Below are 17013 nucleotides of genomic sequence, written 5' to 3'. Positions count from 1 at the left end.
GATGAGGTAAAGTGACGCCTTTGTTCAATCACGCGGACAGCAATATGGCACGTAGGGAATTCACTCATTTCGAAGCGGTATCGGCGATGGTGCCGGTGGAAGGTGGCGGCTACAACGCCGCCATCGCGGTCAAAGCCTTGGGCATGGGCGGCGCGCCGCGCTTTCACAAGGTTCTCGACGGGCAGGTGTTCAAGGGCGCCGTGGCCGCCGACGAAGCGGCCACCGCTGAGCTGCAACGCCTGCAGGGCGTCAGCGAAGAGGGTGAGCTGGTCTGGTGATCAGGCCGGCGGCCGGGCCATCTTGAACAGGTTGCCCAGCTCGAAATAGTCCGCCGGGCCACCCCCCCGCAGGATAGGCTCGGCGGCAGCGGTATCGTAGATGCCGTTGTTCAGCAGGTGCTCGGCAATGTGCACCGCCACCACTTCCCCAAGGATCAGCCAGCTGGGCACCTGTTCCTGGTCGGCCCGCTTGAGCTGGACGATCTGGCTGACCTTGCACTCGAAGGCTACCGGCGTTTCACCCACGCGCGGCACCTTGACGATGCTCGAGGGTGCGGCAGTGAGGCCGCTCAATTCGAATTCGTTTACTTCGGCAGCAACCGGTGCGCAGCTCAGGTTCATTTGCTCGGCCAGAGGGCGGGTGGCCAGGTTCCAGACGAACTCACCGGTCTGCTCGATGTTGTTCAGGCTGTCTTTGCGCCCGACGCTGCAGAAACCGATGATCGGCGGGATGTAGTTGAACGCATTGAAGAAGCTGTAAGGCGCCAGGTTCAGGCGGCCTTCGCGGTCCTGAGAGGAGATCCAGCCGATAGGGCGGGGACCGACGATGGCATTGAACGGGTCGTGCGGCAGGCCGTGGCCTTTGGCGGGTTCGTAGTAATACATCTGTGCTGGGCTTGTTGGCCCTACCTCCTGGTGGACAAGGTGCCTAGTGTGCCAAGCCTGAGCTCGCCTGCAAATGATCAAGCCCGGCCGAAGCCGGGCTGGGTGCTCGCAATCAGGTATCAGCTGATGCGGTGCGCGTTGGTGCGGTTGAAGCCATCTTCGGCAAAGTGCTGGCCGCCGGTGCGGTCGAAACCGTCTTCGGCGAAGCGTTGGCCGTTGGTGCGATCGAAGCCGTCTTCGGCGAAGCGCTGGCCGTTGGTGCGATCGAAGCCGTCTTCGGCGAAGCGTTGGCCGTTGGTGCGATCGAAGCCGTCTTCGGCGAAGCGTTGGCCGTTGGTGCGATCGAAGCCGTCTTCGGCGAAGCGCTGGCCGTTGGTGCGATCGAAGCCGTCTTCGGCGAAGCGTTGGCCGTTGGTGCGATCGAAGCCGTCTTCAGCGTAGCTGGCGGGCTGGGTTTGAGCCGCGGCAAAGGTGTGAGCGTCGGTCCGGTCGAAGCCATCTTCGGCGAAGGCGCCAGCTGCGAAAACCGAGAGGGCCAGGGTCAGGATCAGTTTATTTTTCATGGTCGTTGCTCCAGGGGTTTGTGAGTTGTTTGTTTCTATGGGTTTAATCCTACGCCGAATAATTTGATTAAAAAGCGCAAAAAACAGCGATTAATAATCTATTTGTTCGATGTTTTTAGCCGAGTATGTCGTGCTTCAGGCCTCAAGCCTGGCTTGGGAGCGTTCGCGCGGGCGCCAACGTTCTGCCAGCCATTGCAGCTTGATAAGGTGGAATTAATAGGGCGTTAAGAAGGAAAGGTCTGAATAGAAAAGGGGCGCTCCATGCAATGGAGCGCCCCTTTCAGTATTGCCAGGCCAGCGTTACTCAGTGGTAATCCGCGAGTGCTGCTTGGTGTCCTTCATGGTCGCGTAAACCAGCAGCGAGCAGGCGATACAGGCGGTGACGTACCAGTAAAAGCCGCTCTCCATCCCAGCGCTCTTGAACCACAGGGCCACGTATTCGGCGGTGCCACCGAAGATCGACACGGTCAGGGCATACGGCAGGCCCACGCCCAGGGCGCGAATCTCGGTAGGGAACAGCTCGGCTTTGACCACGGCGTTGATCGAGGTATAGCCGCTTACGATGATCAGCGCTGCCATGATCAGGAAGAACGCCCCCCACCAGCTCTGGATGGTGTGCAGGGTGCTGAGGATTGGGACGGTGAACAGGGTGCCGAGCACACCGAAGGCGATCAGGATCGGACGGCGGCCGATCTTGTCGGACAGACCACCGATCACCGGCTGCAGGCACATGAACAGGAACAGCGTGGCGGCCGAGATGGTGGTCGAGTCACTGATGCTCATACCTACGGAGTTGACCAGGTACTTCTGCATGTAGGTGGTGTAGGTGTAGAAGGCCAGGGTACCGCCCATGGTCAGACCGACGACGGTCATCAGCTCCTTGGGGTGACGCAGCAGCGTGCGCATCAGGCTTTCCTTGGCCTTTTCCTTCTTGGTGAACGAGGCGGTTTCTTCCATGCCGCGACGCAGGTACAGGGCCACCACGGCGCACAGCGCACCGATCACGAACGGCACGCGCCAGCCCCAGGCGTACAATTGCTCGGTGGTCAGGGTCTGTTGCAGGACGATCAGCACCGCCAGGGCGATGAGCTGGCCGGAGATCAGGGTCACGTACTGGAAGCTGGAGAAGAAACCACGGCGCTCCTTGCTGGCCATTTCGCTGAGGTAGGTGGCCGAGGTGCCGTATTCACCACCCACCGACAGGCCTTGCAGCAGGCGTGCGATGACCAGCAGGACTGGCGCGGCGACGCCGATGGTTTCATAACCGGGGGTCAGGGCGATGACCAGCGAGCCCGCGCACATGAGCAGTACCGACGCCATCAGCGCGGCCTTGCGGCCCTTGCGGTCGGCGTACAGGCCCATCAGCCAGCCACCGATCGGGCGCATGAGGAAGCCCACGGCGAAGATCGCGGCGGTATTGAGCAGTTGTGCGGTGGAGTCGCCGGCCGGGAAGAAAGCCTTGGCGAAGTACAGCGAGAATGCGGCGTAGACGTACCAGTCGTACCATTCGACCATGTTGCCGATGGACCCGCTGAAAATCGACTTCAAGCGGCTGGCGGTGGTTTTTTCTGCGGCAGGCGCGGTGGCCGCCCCGGCGGGCAGGGAGGTGGCGTTATCCATCAGGGATACCTTCTCGTTGTTTTTGTGGAGCGCGCCGTGGCGCAGCTTGCCAAGGCAATTGCAGAAGGTGTGCCAAATGGGTGCAGGCTGATTCATTTGAGGGCGTCAAATATCCCAAGCCGGCACAGTAGTGGGGGTTGCGCCGCCCTTTGCAGGTGCGGGCCTGACCGCGAAGGGCTGCAAAGCAGTCTGAAATCTCGACGAGATGAGCGGTTTTTCGCCTACCCGGTCCTGGTCATGAGCGGATTTCCGCTTATGCCTGCCCAATAAAATCCTCGCGCACCAGCCCATGCCGTTGCATCTTCTCGTTAAGCGTGCGCCGCGGTAGTTGCAAAGCCTCCATCACCGACTTGATCTCGCCCCCATGCTGACGCAAGGCCGCACGCAGGCATTGCGCCTCGAATGCTTCCATCTGCTCGCCCAGCGACTGCCCGGCAGGTGCCACCTCGATGTTTGGCGAACCCAGCCCCAGCGCATGCCGCTCCGCCGCATTGGCCAGCTCACGCACGTTGCCAGGCCAGTCATGTGACAGCAGCTGCGCCAGCTGTGCACCCGATAGCGGAGGGGCCGCGCGACCAAGCTTTTCACCGGCAGCGCGGGCAAAGTGTTCGAACAGCAGCGGAATGTCCTCTCGCCGCTCGCGCAGCGGTGCCAGGCGCAATTCGGCGACGTTCAGGCGGTAGGCCAGGTCTTCTCGGAAGCGCCCGGCACGCGCCTCCTCGAGCAGGTCGGGCTTGGTCGCAGCAATGATGCGCAGGTCGACGCTGATGCTCTGGTTGGCCCCCAGGCGCTCCAACTTCTGCTCCTGAATCACCCGCAACAGCTTGGCCTGTTGGGCCAGTGGCATGCTCTCGATTTCGTCGAGGAACACGGTGCCACCGTTGGCATACTCCAGCTTGCCGATCCGTTTACCCTGGGCGCCCGTGAAGGCGCCGCTCTCATGGCCGAACAGTTCGGCCTCGAACAACGACTCGGGGATGGCCGCGCAGTTAAGGGCTACAAAGGGCTTGGCGGCACGGGGGCCAAAGTCGTGCAGACAGCGGGCCACCCGCTCCTTGCCACTGCCGGTTTCACCGCGGATCAGCACGTTTACCGGCAGGCTGGCCAGGTCCAGGACTTGCCGGCGCAGCTGTTGCAGGCCCTGGGACATGCCCAGCAGCGTGACTTCCAGGCGTGACTTGAGGTCGGCCTGCTCGTGGAGCCGGCGGTTCTCCAGCACCAGCTGGCGCTTTTCCAGGGCGCGACGCAGGCTGCCCAGCAAGTCTTGCGGCGTGAAGGGTTTTTCCAGGAAGTCATAGGCCCCGCTGCGCATGGCTTCTACCGCCATCGGTACATCACCGTGACCGGTCAGCAAAATCACGGGCAGGTCGGGGTCGTTCGCTTGCAGGCGTTCGAGCAATTGCAGGCCATCCATACCCGGCATGCGTACATCGCTGATGATCACCCCAGGGAAGTGCTGCGGCAGGTGCGCCAGGCACTCTTCGGCGCGAGCGAACAACTGCACGCTGAAGCCGGACAGGCTCAGCCATTGCTCTACAGCAGTGCGGATACTGGCTTCATCATCGACGACGATCACCGAATTCAACATACAGGCTCCAGGTCACGGGGCAGGGTAAGGCTCAGGCGCGCGCCGCCAGGCAGGTTTTCGGCCCGCAACTGGCCGCCGGCCTCATGGACGATGCCGTAAGAGATGGCCAGGCCCAGCCCTAGCCCTTCCCCCACCGGTTTGGTGGTGAAGAACGGGTCGAAGACCTTGGCCAGGTCGGCTTCGGCAATGCCGCCACCCGAGTCGAGCACACTCAGGCGCCATAGCTCCCCGTCGGGTTCGATGCGGATCTCCAGGCGTTTGTAACGCTTGTCGATCATGGCGTCGAGTGCGTTGTGCAGGAGGTTTATCAGCACCTGCTCCAGGCGGATGGCATCGCCGCGTACCCAGGCCGGGCGTGCCAGGTACAGAGCCACCTCCACTTCCTCGCTGCGAATGCGCGCTTCCAGCAGGTGCAAGGCCTGGTCGACCACGGTTGCCAGGTCAAGGCGTTCGCGCAGGCCCATCGGACTGTTGCGGGCAAAGGTTTTCAGGTGGCTGGTAAGTGCTGCCATGCGCGTGAGCATCTGTTCCAGCGGCTCCAGCGCTTGCCGCGCTTCGTCATGGCGACCATGGTCAAGCAGCAGGCGCAGGGTTTCCAGTTGCATACGTTGGGTGGTCAGCGGCTGGTTGATTTCATGGGCCATGGCCGCTGACATTTGCCCGAGTGCGGCCAGTTTGGCTGATTGCACCAGGCCTTCCTGGGCAGTGCGCAGCTCGCGGGTGCGCTCCTCGACCTGGCGTTTGAGTTCTTGCCGGCTGCGCTGGCGCAGGCGTGCCAGGCGCAGGCGTTGACTGACGAAAAGGGCGGCGAACACCAGGCTCAGCCAGACGGCGGCGGCGCCAAGGGCTGCATTACGGCCGTCTGCAGCGACCTGCGGTTTGCGCAGCAGGTGCAAGGTCCAGTTTTCGCCTTCCAGCGGCAGGCTTTCCCACAAGTACTCGGTGCTACCCTCGGGGCCTTGCACGCGGCTAAGGGTGCTGTAGGGGGCAAACCGCGTCAGTACCTGATGCTGTAGCGGCACCAGCGGTTGCTTGTCGTACTGACGGGTTTCGGCCAGCTCGGCTCGGTCGGCGCCACTGAGCGGCTGAAGCTCGCGGTAGCGCCAGCCATCCTGGTTTGCGATGAACGTAATGCCGCGGGCGTCGCTGACCAGCAGGATATCGTTGCCCTGTCGCCATTCGCGTTCCAGCTCTGGGAATTCCAGCTTCACCACCATGGCACCAAGGAATCGGCCGTGCTCGTCGTTCACCGCGCTGGCGAGGAAGTAGCCCGGCACGCCACTGGTCACGCCCACGGCATAGAAGCGGCCACTGCCCTGGCTGCGGGTTTGCTTGAAGTAGGGACGGAAACCGTAGTTGGAGCCGACGTAGCTGCTGGGCAGCCGCCAATTGCTGGCGGCAATGGCCAGGCCGGTGCGGTCGAGCAGTTCGAGGGTGGAGGAATTGGCGGCGCCATTGATACGTTCGAGCTTGTGGTTCAGGGCGTTCTGAACGCCTTCGTCGACCGGGCCGCGCAAGGCTGCGATCAGTTCCGGGTCGAGCGCCAGCACGGCGGGGAGGGCACGGTAGCGGTCGATCAGGGTGTGCAGTGCGTTGGCGTACAGGCCCAGTTGCTGGCTGGCACGCTTGGCGTCGTCTTCCATGGCCTGGCGCTTGGCCTGGTGCATGGCCCAGCCGGCGCTGAGTGCGGTACCCAGCACGATCAGCAGGGTGATCAGCCCCAGACGCAGGGCGCGAAAGGAAAAGGGCATTGGGGGCGGATCCGGTGTTGGGGTATCGGGGCCGGCCTCTTCGCGGGTAAACCGCTCCTACAGGTACTCTGCAGCACCTGTAGGCGCGGGTTTACCCGCGAAGAGGCCGGAACAGGCGGCCTTTTTCAGTCAAAGCAATTCAAAGCTCTGCTGCTGCACCGCCTGGGAATCCAGCCCTACCTGGACATTGAACTCCCCAGGTTCGGCAACCCGCTGCAACTGGCCATTGTAGAACTTCAGGTCGTCCTCGCTGATGCGGAAGGTCAACGTGCGGGTTTCGCCCGGTTCAAGCATCAGCTTCTGGAAGTTTTTCAGCTCTTTCACCGGGCGGCTCATCGACGCCGACACATCCTGCAGGTACAACTGCACCACCGTCTCGCCTGCAACCTTGCCGGTGTTCTTGACCGTTACCTTGGCTTCCAGCGTATCGCCGCGCTTGAGATCCTTGCCCGACAGGTTCAGGCCCGACAGCTCGAAGCTGCTGTAGCTCAAGCCATAGCCGAACGGGTAAAGCGGCCCGTTGGGTTCTTCGAAGTATTGCGAGGTGTAGTTGCCCGGCTTGCCCGGCGTGAACGGCCGGCCGATGCGGGTGTGGTTGTAGTACATCGGGATCTGGCCCACAGACCGTGGGAAGGTAATGGCCAGCTTGCCGGAGGGGTTGTAGTCGCCAAACAGCACGTCGGCGATGGCATTGCCGCCTTCGGTGCCGGCGAACCATGTTTCCAGGATGGCGTCGGCCTGCTCGCGCTCCCAGCTGATCGACAGCGGCCGGCCGTTCATCAACACCAGCACCAGCGGTTTGCCGGTGGCCTTGAGCGCCTTGATCAGCTCGCGCTGGCTGGCCGGGATCTCCAGGGTGGTACGGCTTGACGACTCGTGGGACATGCCGCGGGACTCGCCGACCACGGCGACCACGACGTCGGATTGCTTCGCCGCCTTGACTGCTTCATCGATCAGCACGGCAGGCGGGCGTGGGTCGTCGACGATTTCCGGGGCATCGAAGTTGAGGAAGTTCAGGTAGTCGAGTATCGCCTTGTCACCCGTGACGTTGGAGCCTTTGGCGTAGACCAGCTTGGCCTTGCCTTCCACGGCGCGGCGCAAGCCTTCGCGCACGGTCACCGAGTGGACGGGTTTACCGTCGGCGGCCCAGCTGCCCATCATGTCGATCGGGGCATCCGCCAGCGGGCCGACCACGGCAATGGTGCCGGCCTTTTTCAGCGGCAGGGTCTGGTTGCGGTTTTCCAGCAGCACCAGGCTGCGGCGTGCCACGTCACGCGCAGCTTCGCGGTGCAGGCGGTCGTTGCTGTAGTAGTCTTTCAGGTCGGTTTCAGCCTTGCCGATACGCACGTATGGGTCTTTGAACAGGCCCATGTCGTACTTGGCGCCAAGCACCTCACGCACCGCCTGGTCCAGTTCGCGCTGGGTCACCTCGCCGGACTTCAGCAGGCCCGGTAGCTCTTCGCCGTACAGGGTATCGTTCATGCTCATGTCGATGCCGGCCTTGATCGCCAGCTTGGCGGCTTCACGGCCATCACGGGCGACGCCGTGGCGAATCAGTTCCTGGATGGCACCGTGGTCGCTGATGGTCACGCCCTTGAAGCCCCACTCCTTGCGCAGCAGGTCGTTCATCAGCCAGGTGTTGGAGGTGGCCGGTACGCCGTTGATCGAGTTCAGCGCGACCATCACGCCACCGGCACCTGCATCGAGCGCGGCGCGATAGGGTGGCAGGTAGTCGTTGTACATTTTCGGCAGGCTCATATCGACCGTGTTGTAGTCGCGCCCGCCTTCCACGGCGCCATACAAGGCGAAATGCTTGACGATGGCCATGATGCTGTCGGGGTTGGCCGGGCTGCTGCCCTGGAACGAGCGCACCATTACCTGGCCGATTTTCGAGGTCAGGTAGGTGTCTTCGCCGAAACCTTCACTGGTGCGGCCCCAGCGCGGGTCACGGGCGATATCCACCATTGGCGCGAACGTCATGTCCAGGGCGTCGGCCGAGGCTTCGATCGCGGCGGTGCGGCCGACCTTGGCGACGGCCTCCATGTCCCAGGTAGCGGCCATGCCCAGGCCGATCGGGAAGATGGTGCGCTCGCCGTGGACGGTATCGTAGGCGAAGAACATCGGGATCTTCAGGCGGCTGCGCATGGCCGCGTCCTGCATTGGCCGGTTTTCGGGGGCAGTGCGTGAGTTGAAGGTGCCGCCGATGCGGCCGGCGGCGATCTCCTCGCGGATCTTGTCGCGGGGCATTTCCGGGCCGATGCTGATCAGGCGCAACTGGCCGATTTTTTCGGCTTCGGTCATCTGGCTGATCAGATGCTCGATGAATGCCTGCTTGTCCTGCAGGGGCGGGGCGGAGGGGGCGGCGAGGGCCGCCTGACTGGCAAGGCCCATGGCCAGGCCCAGCAAAGACAGTTTCATCATCAATTCCGTTATGGGGCCGCTGCCGTATCCACGGTGATAGGTGCGCGACCGAAGTTTTCAGGCGGCTATTGTTGTACGATTTGCGGGCAATTCTTCCAGCGGCGGATTATGCCTGAATATGTCGCCTGCGGATGAAGCCCCGAATGCCGGGATAACAACTATAAGAACGCTCAAGAGACCGACGGCATGACCCCCTTCGACGAATACCATCAGCGGCAGATTGCCGAAGCCATTGCCCGTGCCGAACGGCGTACCGATGCCGAACTGGTGACGGTGCTGGCCCGCCGAGCAGACGATTATGCCTATTGGCCGTTGCTCTGGGCCGCCGTGCTGGCGCTGGCCGTACCCGGTCTGTTGCACTGGCTGCTGGCTTGGCCCAGCGTGCGCGGTGTGCTGATGGGCAACGTGCTGTTGTTCGTCGGCCTGTGCCTGCTTCTGCGCAACCCGCGCCTGGCCGATTGGTTGATCCCCCGTGCCTTGCGCCGCTGGCGCGCCTCGCGCCTGGCCCGCCAGCAGTTTCGCGAGCAGAACCTGCAGCGCACAGCAGGCGCTACGGGCGTGCTGATTTTTGTCAGCGAGGCGGAGCGGCATGTGGAAATACTGGTCGATCGGGGTATTGAACACTGCCTGGATGCCGAAGCCCGCGCGGCCATCGGTGCCCGCTTTGCCGAGCAGGTGCGCCAGGGGCGAACGTTCCAGGGCTTTGTCGAGTGCATCGAGGCGTGTGGCGAGCTGCTTAGCCAGCACGTGCCGCCAACCCATGCCCGCAACGAATTGCCCAACCGTTTGGTGATTCTCGACTGAAGGAGCACCAGCGTTTCTGGAGAGCGCTCCCACAGGGTGCTTGGGGCACGTTAGAATAGGCGTTCCGCTACCCAAGGCTCCCTTTTTCATGTCCGCCAGTACTTCTGCCTCTTGCGCGCCGGATGCGCGCGCTCAGTTTCTCGACCTGCTGAACGCCGCCCTGCACGGCGAAACCCTGGTCAAGCTGGTGCTGGCGCGCCATGTCGGTGCCGACCAGACCTTGCAACGGATCATTGCCAAGCCGCTGCAGGTCAAGGGCCAGCCGTGCCTGTCGCTGGTCTACCGCCACCAGACCCGCGACATCACCCGCAACCTGCCGCTGGACCAGGCCCAGGTGCTGGTTGCCGAGTTGCTGCCGGACAGCTTCCGCAATGCTCACCTGTTCGATGCTGACGGCGAAGTGCAGCTGACCTTCAGCAAGAAGGGCAAACCGATGCTCCAGCGCCACGGTGCCCAGGCGCCGCGTGTGGCCGACGCGGGCAGCGGGCATGACCGCGAGAAGAAGCGTTATCTGGAACTGTCGCGGCCATTTCTGCGCGACCTCGGTGTGACCGACGCACAAGGCGCACTGATCCCGTCCATGTCGCGCAAGTGGAAGCAGATCAACAAATTCATCGAGGTCTTCGATCACGCCCTCGCCAATGCACCGGTGTCGGCGGAACAGGCGCTGCGGGTGGCCGACTTCGGTTCGGGCAAGGGCTACCTGACCTTTGCCATGCACGATTACCTGCGCAACAGCCTGGGCCGCGACGCACAGGTGACTGGCGTGGAACTGCGCCAGGACATGGTCGACCTGTGCAACACCGCAGCCGCACGCCTGGACCACCCGGGCCTGGAGTTCCAGTGTGGTGATGTACGCAGCGTGGTGCCTGAGGCCATCGAGGTGATGATCGCCTTGCATGCCTGTGACATCGCCACCGACTACGCCATCCACACCGGCATCCGCTGCAACGCCGCAATCATCATGTGCTCGCCGTGCTGCCACAAACAGATCCGCCCGCAACTGCACAGCCCGGGGTTGCTGCAACCCATGCTGCAGTACGGCCTGCACCTGGGCCAGCAGGCCGAAATGCTCACCGACAGCCTGCGCGCGCTGTATCTGGAAGCCTGTGGCTATGAAACCAAGGTGTTCGAGTTCATCTCGCTGGAGCACACCAACAAGAACAAGATGATTCTTGCGGTGAAGCGGCGCCAGGCGGGGGATAACGGGGCGTTGCTGGAGAAAATTGCCCAGCTCAAGGCGTTCTATGGGGTGCAGGAGCATTGCCTGGAAACATTGTTGCGCGCGGATGGATTGCTTTGATGGTCATCTTTGCGTGAATGTTGGCGCGCCCCCAGGCTCTTGCAGTTTCATGCTTTTTACATGTCATTAAATGCCGCTATCGATATGCCTGATATGATGATCAGGATTGAGATGGACTTCCTCAGGATGCCAGAGGGTGCGATATCTTCGCTAATGAAGTTCGGAAAGAACCGGGTGGCGATGATTCCAAAAATAAGTACAAACACAGGGTGAATACTAACAACGACTGAGACCAAGGCCGCGCCGCCGCCTACTGCCAATGCAGCCATGAAAAATACGTAGCCTCCTACATCGAATAGATTGGTGGCGGCGAAAATGCTAAATTGCCTGGCGTTAAGAACTTTCAGGTCCTGAATTATTAGCCTTCTCCAGGCAGGGTTAAGCAGCAGTAGAAGCCCACCGAATGCATACCCTGAAAAGTTGAAAAGCAGAACGAACTCAAGGTTTTTGCTTTTTAGTATTTCGTCGGAAATGATGGTTGATATAGCGCCAAAAAATGCGGATACAAATACCATCGCAACATGCCTTCTTTCTCCTAGCCCAAGAATTGTTTTTTTTGACAGGCAGAGCGATAAAATACCCCCGGTGATCAAGAAAAATCCTAAAAACTGCTCGTGCGTGGGGAAAGCGTGAAATATTAATATGGATGCCGCCAGAACAAATAGTGGCTCTGACTGATGGATAGGTATCACTACCGAAACATCCATGTCCTCCAGGGAGTAGCTATATGCGAAATACTGAAGGAATATAGCAAGCCCAGAAAGTATATTAAGGCTGGCGAATAGGGGGTCGATTTCAGAGACATCAAGAAAAGTAAGTATGGCTGCGGCAAAAAATATATTACCTATGCTGAGAAGAAAAATAAAGGGTATATAATTTGATGTTATATGTTCAATGGCGAATTTGTCTAGTATGTTGGATAGGCTCCATAGTAATGGTGCCATTAGAGATAAGTATATCCAAGTCATGGGTGACGCTCCAGGGCACCGATGATCGTGCTTTTGCTATGTTGTAATAGTTCATGGGAAAAATCGTCAGTGTTATGATCAAAAAGGAATGTATTGTTGTAGGTGAATGATTGTGAGGTTTCATGTGCCAAAATGTTGTCCAGTATAGTTGGCGCCTCCTTTAATCTTGATGAGTGGCGAAGCTTCAAGATTGTTATTGTGTTTCCATAGTGTGCAGCTTCATCCCTAGCGGCGTTACGTATCCAGGTTGACAGACATGAAGGTCCCAAGCTATCAAAAAAATCAAAGTCTTGCTTGTAGGCTCTTGTGCTTGTTATTTCATCGAATGCAATAGAGAGCAGAATGGTGAATTCATCAGTCAGAAATTTTTCAATGGCCCCAAAGTCTGGCTCTCTGGCATTCAGCTGGCGTTCGATGAGCTCTTCGCTTTGTCCGTAAAGAACGCTGTTTATCTTGCGCAGGCCTCTGTAGTGGTTTTGTTCGTCGAGATGCCAAAGGCATGTAAACTCCAGGAATTCATCGCTTAGATTAAGGTCTTTACGTTTCAGGAGATAGAGAAGAAAGTGCTTCGAATCGAACTCGGAACTCATGTCGTGCCATAAATTTTCTTGGCGACGCTTGATGTCTTTCTTGTTTTTGGTAATGGTAGCAGGTGAAAGTTCTTTCAATAGTTCGACTGATGACCAGTCATGGCACTTCAGGCCGATTGCCGTCTTTATATAGCCCATGTTTGTACGTCCTGTACGTGTTCAAGGAATTTCTCAAACTGCCATGAGAGGTAGGTTGAGGGATAAAGGCTATCCTTTGCGTTGTAATCAGGTGACCAGTTTGTGTATGCGCCGACCAGCTCTCCCAAATAGGGTTGTGCAATGCCGAGTATGAACTGGAAATCGATTTCCTCCGCCTCCACAATTCCATGTCTTGGGTTTTCTAAGGCCCATCTGATGCCAGCTATTACACCTGCAACTACTTGTAAGGTGGTGGCAGAACTTTGGGGATTCAAAGCTTGAGCTGCACAGTTTTTAAGGGCAGAGCCGTACCAATATGCATTCTTCTCATGTCCCATCAAGAGAACGCCGAGATAGTCAGCGGGGGTGTGGGTCAATGACAGTAAGTGAAGATATCTGGTCGCCAAACTCATCAGAGAGTATGGGGAGAAGTGCGGTTGCAGTCGCTCCGTACCCTATAATTATAAATTTCATCGGGTAACTTCCTGTTATTTTGTCTGTTGATGAATCAGGTCAAGGCCCGGCGCGATGGTGCGCGGTACATATAAGACGCACTTGATAGAATCATCAGACGTATGAGCGGTCAAGATTTTTTGCAGGTGCAGTTGCATTTTAAAGTAAGTACTACGGAGCGATCCTAATGGCTTGTAGGATATTTCTGGTCTTGCTCGGAGTTTGGAAGTTGGTATTCTGATTGCATCCCTCTGCGTCCTGGCAATTTTGCGCGCCAGTTAAGGCGTGTGGTCGATAACGGCTTGGGCAGCAAAGCGGTGATAGTTGCGCCAAATGCTGGGAAGGAGAAGTAGCGATGGAATATGGGTTAACGCTCAAGTATCAGTTGAGCGAAAAAGTAGGCACCGATGCGATATTGGAACATCTGGCCGAAGGCGGGTGTAGTTTGCGCTGGTCGGTTTAGGACAGCCAATTCGATTGGCGCTAGTATTTATCCGCGAATCTACCTCTGCGAAAGAAGCGATCAAGAGCGCGCTGAAAGGCGTTTGCAGTGTTGTGACCAGCGCTCGTCTCATCGAAGCGACATCTGGTCTCTTAGGCTCTGTACGAAAGTCTTGGGGCGCAGGTCAGGCAAGGCGAAAACAACCGAGGAAGCGGAGTGTACTGGAGTACATGAGCATTCCAAGGCTGTTTTCAACGCAGGATGAACAAGTATAAAGGCTTTTCGTACAGAGCCTAAGGCAACTACTGGCTTGCTCAGGGCACCTTGGAGCTGGCTCGCAGAGCGTTGCTGTAAATGTCTCAAGTGCGTATGAGCGAGTGTTTGGTGCTTGTGACTCAACCTATTGAGCTTCTGCTCAAGCCCCTCGTTCAAGGCTGGACGGCACTTCGACAGCCAATGCTGCCTGCCCCAGCGGATGGGTGCTGGCATCGAAGAAATGCAGCGTCGTCCCCGGCAAATCCCCGAAACGATCTGCAAAATGCTGCTTCTGATTAATCACCGACGCCTCGCCCAGCGGCCGAATGGCAATGGACAGCTGTTGCGGACGTGCTTGGCGCACAGCGTCGAGCAGGTGCCGGTCACTGCTGTCCAGGTGCTGCCCGAACAGGCATAGCCCCTGGCTTTCCCCTGCCAGCTGCCCCAGGCACCAGCTCAGATAGTCCGAGTTGCGGATGGCGCGCAGTTTCTCGTCGCTGCGGTCTTCGTTGACGAACAGCGGTACTTCACCCGGGATGTTCACGGCAAACCCATCGAGCAGTTCGGCACTTTCAGCGCTGCGCTGGCGGGTGGTGCCGTCGGGCAGCTTGAGCAAGTGCAGGCCGCCATGCAGGTGCATCACCCGGGTACCTTCGCTGCCGGTGCGTCGCACGTCGAAATAGCCCTGTTCGTCGAACAGCTCGGCGAAGCCATTCGGGGCGTGCTGCACGGCCCATGGCAGCAGCAGGTCGTAGTTGCTGGTGTAGACGCTTCGATAGCTGCGCAGCGCCTGATTGAGGGTTGCCAAGGTGGCCGGCGGCAGCAGTTGCCAGGGCAGATGCACCGTACGCACGGCGTGGATCAACGCTTCCTTGATCGAGTAGTAGCGGTTCAGCGGTGCGGTGGAGTTGATGGCCAGGGCGGCATTGGTACGCACCGTGGTGTTGAGGGCGCTGAGCACCGGCTCGAACAGTTCCGTGGCCAAGGACTTGAACAGTGCCTGGTCGCTGACGGCTAGGCCTTTCTTGCGGCCTGCGCGTTGCGCTTGCTCGAACAGCGAGAAGTAGCCGAACGGCTTCCATACTGCGCGGCTGGCGCCATTGCCCAGCAGCAGGGCGTCGCAGGGGTGGCGGGCGGCGAGTTCTGGCCAGGGGGTAAGGGTGGCATCGAGTGCGGGCATGCTGGGTCCGTTGGGTGGTGCGGGAACGGGGGCGACTTTAGCATGTCGTGCGAGGTGTGCGAGGGTTGGTGTCAAGGCGATGGTCTTGTGTTGTCTGTGCTGGCCCTTTCGCGGGTAAACCCGCTCCTACAGGTCCATGTAGGAGCGGGTTTACCCGCGAAAGGGCCAGCACAGTCGCAGCACGTTGAACAGGACGAAAGCCGCTCAGCCCTGTTCGGTCACTTGCACACTGCGGTTTCGGTTGCGCCACACGCGGTACGCGCGAATTCCCGCGCGTACCGAGCCGAATAGCAGTTTGTCTTCCATGTCCCGCGCCATCCCCGAGCGCACCAGCATGCGCAGGAAAGTACCGCGGGCGCGGGCGATGGCGAAGAAGATGCCTTGGGCCGCCAGGGTGTCACGCACTTCGCGTAGGGCGGCGATGCCGCTGACATCGATGCTGGTGACCGCTTCGGCATCGAACAGCACGGCTTTAGGCTGGTCCTGGCTTTGCACGGCTTCCAGCAGGCGCATCTTGAAGTAGTCGGCATTGAAGAACAGGATGGCGTCGTCGAAGCGGTACACCACCAGGCCAGGCACGGTGCGGGCGTCCTTGAACTTGCGGATGTCCACCTGGCCTTCGGTGCCCGGCAGCCAGCCCAGTACGGCATCGGTGGGCTGGTAGATGCTGTAAAGCAGGCGCAGGATCGCCAGGGTTACGGCAAACACGATGCCGGGCAGCACGCCCAGGCCCAGTACGCCCGCCGTGGTCAGCAGGCACAGCCAGAACTCGAAGCGGCTAAGACGCCGGATGTGCCCCAGCGACTTGATGTCGATCAGCCCCCAGCCAGCCATCAGCAACACTGCGCCCAGCGCAGCCTGCGGGATCCACGCCATGGGTGCGGTGAAAAACAGCAGGATCAGGGCGATCACCAGTGCAGCGATGATGCCCACCAACTGGCTTTTGCCTCCGACCATGTCGTTGACTGCAGTGCGTGAGTCGGCGCCGCTGATGGCAAAGCCCTGGGAAACCCCGGCCGCCAGGTTGCTCACGCCCAGCGCGACGAATTCGTGGTTGGCGTTGATCGCATAGCCATGCCGGGCGGCAAAGCTGCGTGCGGTAAGCATGGCGCTACAGAAGCTGACGGTAGCGATACCCAGGGCGTCGCGCAGCAGGCTCTTCATTTCCGCCAGGTTGCTGTGTGGCCAGGCCAGTTGCGGGATGCCTGCAGGTACTGGCCCAAGGACGGCAACGCCGAAGCGGTCGAGGCCGAACAGGCCAACCAGCAGCATGAACAGCGCCACTACCGTGAGGGCTGCGGGCAGGCGCGGGTAGCGCCGTGGCAGCCAGATGAGCAGGCCCAGGGCGACCAGACCGATGATCAATGTGACCCAGTGAATTTCCCCCAGGCGCTGGAAGAAGTTGATCAGGCTGAGGATGAAGCCGTCGCCCTCGATCTTGAAGCCCACCACCTTGGACAGCTGCCCGGCGATCAGGCTCAGGCCGATACCGTTGAGGTAGCCGATCAAGATCGGCCGCGAGAAAAAGCTGGCGATGAACCCGGCTCGCGCCAGGCCGGCGGCAATCAGCATCACGCCGACCAGCACGGTGACGATCACCGACAGTTCAGCGATGCGCTGTGGGTCGCCCATGGCCAGCGGTGCCACGGCACCGGCGATCATCGCGCAGGTGGCGGCGTCGGGGCCGACCATCAGCTGGCGCGAGCTACCGATCAGCGCGTAGACCATCATCGGTAGCACACAGGCGTACAGGCCATATTGCGGCGGCAGCCCGACGATCTGCGCATAGGCAATGGCAATGGGAATCTGGATCGCGGCTACCGACAGGCCGGCTTGCAGGTCGGCGTGGAACCATTCACGGCGGTAGTGCAGCAGATTGGCAAGGCCCGGTAGCCAGTGGGAGAGAAACATGCGTTGTCCTTTCGAATGGTTTCACGAATCCATTGAGCATATCCGCCACAAGCCGTTTCGCTTGCACGCACTGAGGCCCGATGCGCATTGAAGCGGATCGGCGGGTAAATGGCCATGGGCCAGATCACGGGAAGGGGAAAAA

At 60.0% G+C, this 17013-nt stretch carries 14 protein-coding genes; 3 read left to right on the top strand and 11 right to left on the bottom strand.

What is annotated here, in order from left to right; genetic code table 11:
- Positions 1-11: 11 nt before the first annotated feature.
- Positions 12-278: a hypothetical protein gene (locus tag QCL51_RS20245; protein WP_014859143.1), complete on the top strand. Its 267-nt coding sequence runs from the start codon at positions 12-14 to the stop codon at positions 276-278.
- Here QCL51_RS20245 and QCL51_RS20240 read toward each other — a convergent pair whose 3' ends face one another.
- From QCL51_RS20240 to bglX, 6 genes are all read right to left on the bottom strand, one after another.
- Positions 279-884: a flavin reductase gene (locus tag QCL51_RS20240; RefSeq protein WP_010952506.1), complete on the bottom strand. Its 606-nt coding sequence runs from the start codon at positions 882-884 to the stop codon at positions 279-281.
- Positions 885-1003: 119 nt separating this feature from the next.
- Positions 1004-1447 carry a hypothetical protein gene (locus QCL51_RS20235; RefSeq protein WP_021785772.1) on the bottom strand — a complete coding sequence of 148 codons (444 nt, stop codon included), beginning with the start codon at positions 1445-1447 and terminating at the stop codon, positions 1004-1006.
- A 300-nt stretch (positions 1448-1747) separates the two neighbouring features.
- Positions 1748-3067: an MFS transporter gene (locus tag QCL51_RS20230; protein WP_028697504.1), complete on the bottom strand. Its 1320-nt coding sequence runs from the start codon at positions 3065-3067 to the stop codon at positions 1748-1750.
- Positions 3068-3320: 253 nt separating this feature from the next.
- Positions 3321-4655: a sigma-54 dependent transcriptional regulator gene (locus tag QCL51_RS20225; RefSeq protein ID WP_103469436.1), complete on the bottom strand. Its 1335-nt coding sequence runs from the start codon at positions 4653-4655 to the stop codon at positions 3321-3323.
- A complete protein-coding gene (locus QCL51_RS20220; protein ID WP_021785769.1) occupies positions 4649-6406 on the bottom strand; it encodes an ATP-binding protein in 1758 nt (585 codons plus the stop codon). Before QCL51_RS20220 ends, QCL51_RS20225 begins: the two co-directional genes overlap by 7 nt.
- 129 nt (positions 6407-6535) lie before the next feature.
- Positions 6536-8827 carry a beta-glucosidase BglX gene (gene bglX, locus QCL51_RS20215; protein WP_021785768.1) on the bottom strand — a complete coding sequence of 764 codons (2292 nt, stop codon included), beginning with the start codon at positions 8825-8827 and terminating at the stop codon, positions 6536-6538.
- Positions 8828-9013: 186 nt separating this feature from the next.
- Here bglX and QCL51_RS20210 point away from each other — a divergent pair, with 186 nt between their 5' ends.
- Positions 9014-9631, top strand: a complete 618-nt coding sequence (locus tag QCL51_RS20210) for a TPM domain-containing protein (protein WP_021785767.1) — start codon at positions 9014-9016, stop codon at positions 9629-9631.
- Positions 9632-9719: 88 nt separating this feature from the next.
- Positions 9720-10934: an SAM-dependent methyltransferase gene (locus QCL51_RS20205; protein ID WP_021785766.1), complete on the top strand. Its 1215-nt coding sequence runs from the start codon at positions 9720-9722 to the stop codon at positions 10932-10934.
- Positions 10935-10990: 56 nt separating this feature from the next.
- Here QCL51_RS20205 and QCL51_RS20200 read toward each other — a convergent pair whose 3' ends face one another.
- The 5 genes from QCL51_RS20200 to QCL51_RS20180 form a co-directional block, all read right to left on the bottom strand.
- The gene (locus tag QCL51_RS20200) at positions 10991-11902 is read right to left on the bottom strand and encodes an EamA family transporter (protein ID WP_021785765.1); all 912 of its coding nucleotides are present in this window, start codon (positions 11900-11902) and stop codon (positions 10991-10993) included.
- A complete protein-coding gene (locus QCL51_RS20195; protein ID WP_021785764.1) occupies positions 11899-12630 on the bottom strand; it encodes a hypothetical protein in 732 nt (243 codons plus the stop codon). The genes QCL51_RS20200 and QCL51_RS20195 overlap by 4 nt, the downstream gene beginning before the upstream one ends.
- Positions 12618-12968 carry a hypothetical protein gene (locus tag QCL51_RS20190; RefSeq protein WP_135192771.1) on the bottom strand — a complete coding sequence of 117 codons (351 nt, stop codon included), beginning with the start codon at positions 12966-12968 and terminating at the stop codon, positions 12618-12620. Before QCL51_RS20190 ends, QCL51_RS20195 begins: the two co-directional genes overlap by 13 nt.
- 972 nt (positions 12969-13940) lie before the next feature.
- On the bottom strand, positions 13941-14960 hold the full coding sequence (locus QCL51_RS20185) for a DUF4917 family protein (RefSeq protein ID WP_028697506.1): 1020 nt from the start codon (positions 14958-14960) through the stop codon (positions 13941-13943).
- Positions 14961-15164: 204 nt separating this feature from the next.
- Entirely contained in the window at positions 15165-16871 is a 1707-nt protein-coding gene (locus QCL51_RS20180) for a SulP family inorganic anion transporter (protein ID WP_021785759.1), read from the bottom strand.
- Between the last annotated feature and the right edge of the window lie 142 nt (positions 16872-17013).

The sequence above is a fragment of the Pseudomonas sp. LTR0 genome (assembly GCF_036630035.1).
Taxonomy (GTDB): Bacteria; Pseudomonadota; Gammaproteobacteria; order Pseudomonadales; family Pseudomonadaceae; genus Aquipseudomonas; species Aquipseudomonas putida_Y.
Note: the sequence above shows the minus strand (reverse complement) of the source record. Positions and strands in the feature narration are given on the sequence as shown.

Excerpts from the sequence above, each read along its gene's own strand:
- QCL51_RS20190 (WP_135192771.1), bottom strand. The coding sequence starts at position 12,968 with ATGGGACATGAGAAGAATGCATATTGGTACGGCTCTGCCCTTAAAAAC.
- QCL51_RS20225 (WP_103469436.1), bottom strand. The coding sequence starts at position 4,655 with ATGTTGAATTCGGTGATCGTCGTCGATGATGAAGCCAGTATCCGCACT.
- QCL51_RS20195 (WP_021785764.1), bottom strand. The coding sequence starts at position 12,630 with ATGGGCTATATAAAGACGGCAATCGGCCTGAAGTGCCATGACTGGTCA.
- QCL51_RS20180 (WP_021785759.1), bottom strand. The coding sequence starts at position 16,871 with ATGTTTCTCTCCCACTGGCTACCGGGCCTTGCCAATCTGCTGCACTAC.
- QCL51_RS20235 (WP_021785772.1), bottom strand. The coding sequence starts at position 1,447 with ATGAAAAATAAACTGATCCTGACCCTGGCCCTCTCGGTTTTCGCAGCT.
- QCL51_RS20220 (WP_021785769.1), bottom strand. The coding sequence starts at position 6,406 with ATGCCCTTTTCCTTTCGCGCCCTGCGTCTGGGGCTGATCACCCTGCTG.
- QCL51_RS20205 (WP_021785766.1), top strand. The coding sequence starts at position 9,720 with ATGTCCGCCAGTACTTCTGCCTCTTGCGCGCCGGATGCGCGCGCTCAG.
- QCL51_RS20210 (WP_021785767.1), top strand. The coding sequence starts at position 9,014 with ATGACCCCCTTCGACGAATACCATCAGCGGCAGATTGCCGAAGCCATT.
- QCL51_RS20200 (WP_021785765.1), bottom strand. The coding sequence starts at position 11,902 with ATGACTTGGATATACTTATCTCTAATGGCACCATTACTATGGAGCCTA.
- bglX (WP_021785768.1), bottom strand. The coding sequence starts at position 8,827 with ATGATGAAACTGTCTTTGCTGGGCCTGGCCATGGGCCTTGCCAGTCAG.
- QCL51_RS20185 (WP_028697506.1), bottom strand. The coding sequence starts at position 14,960 with ATGCCCGCACTCGATGCCACCCTTACCCCCTGGCCAGAACTCGCCGCC.
- QCL51_RS20230 (WP_028697504.1), bottom strand. The coding sequence starts at position 3,067 with ATGGATAACGCCACCTCCCTGCCCGCCGGGGCGGCCACCGCGCCTGCC.
- QCL51_RS20240 (WP_010952506.1), bottom strand. The coding sequence starts at position 884 with ATGTATTACTACGAACCCGCCAAAGGCCACGGCCTGCCGCACGACCCG.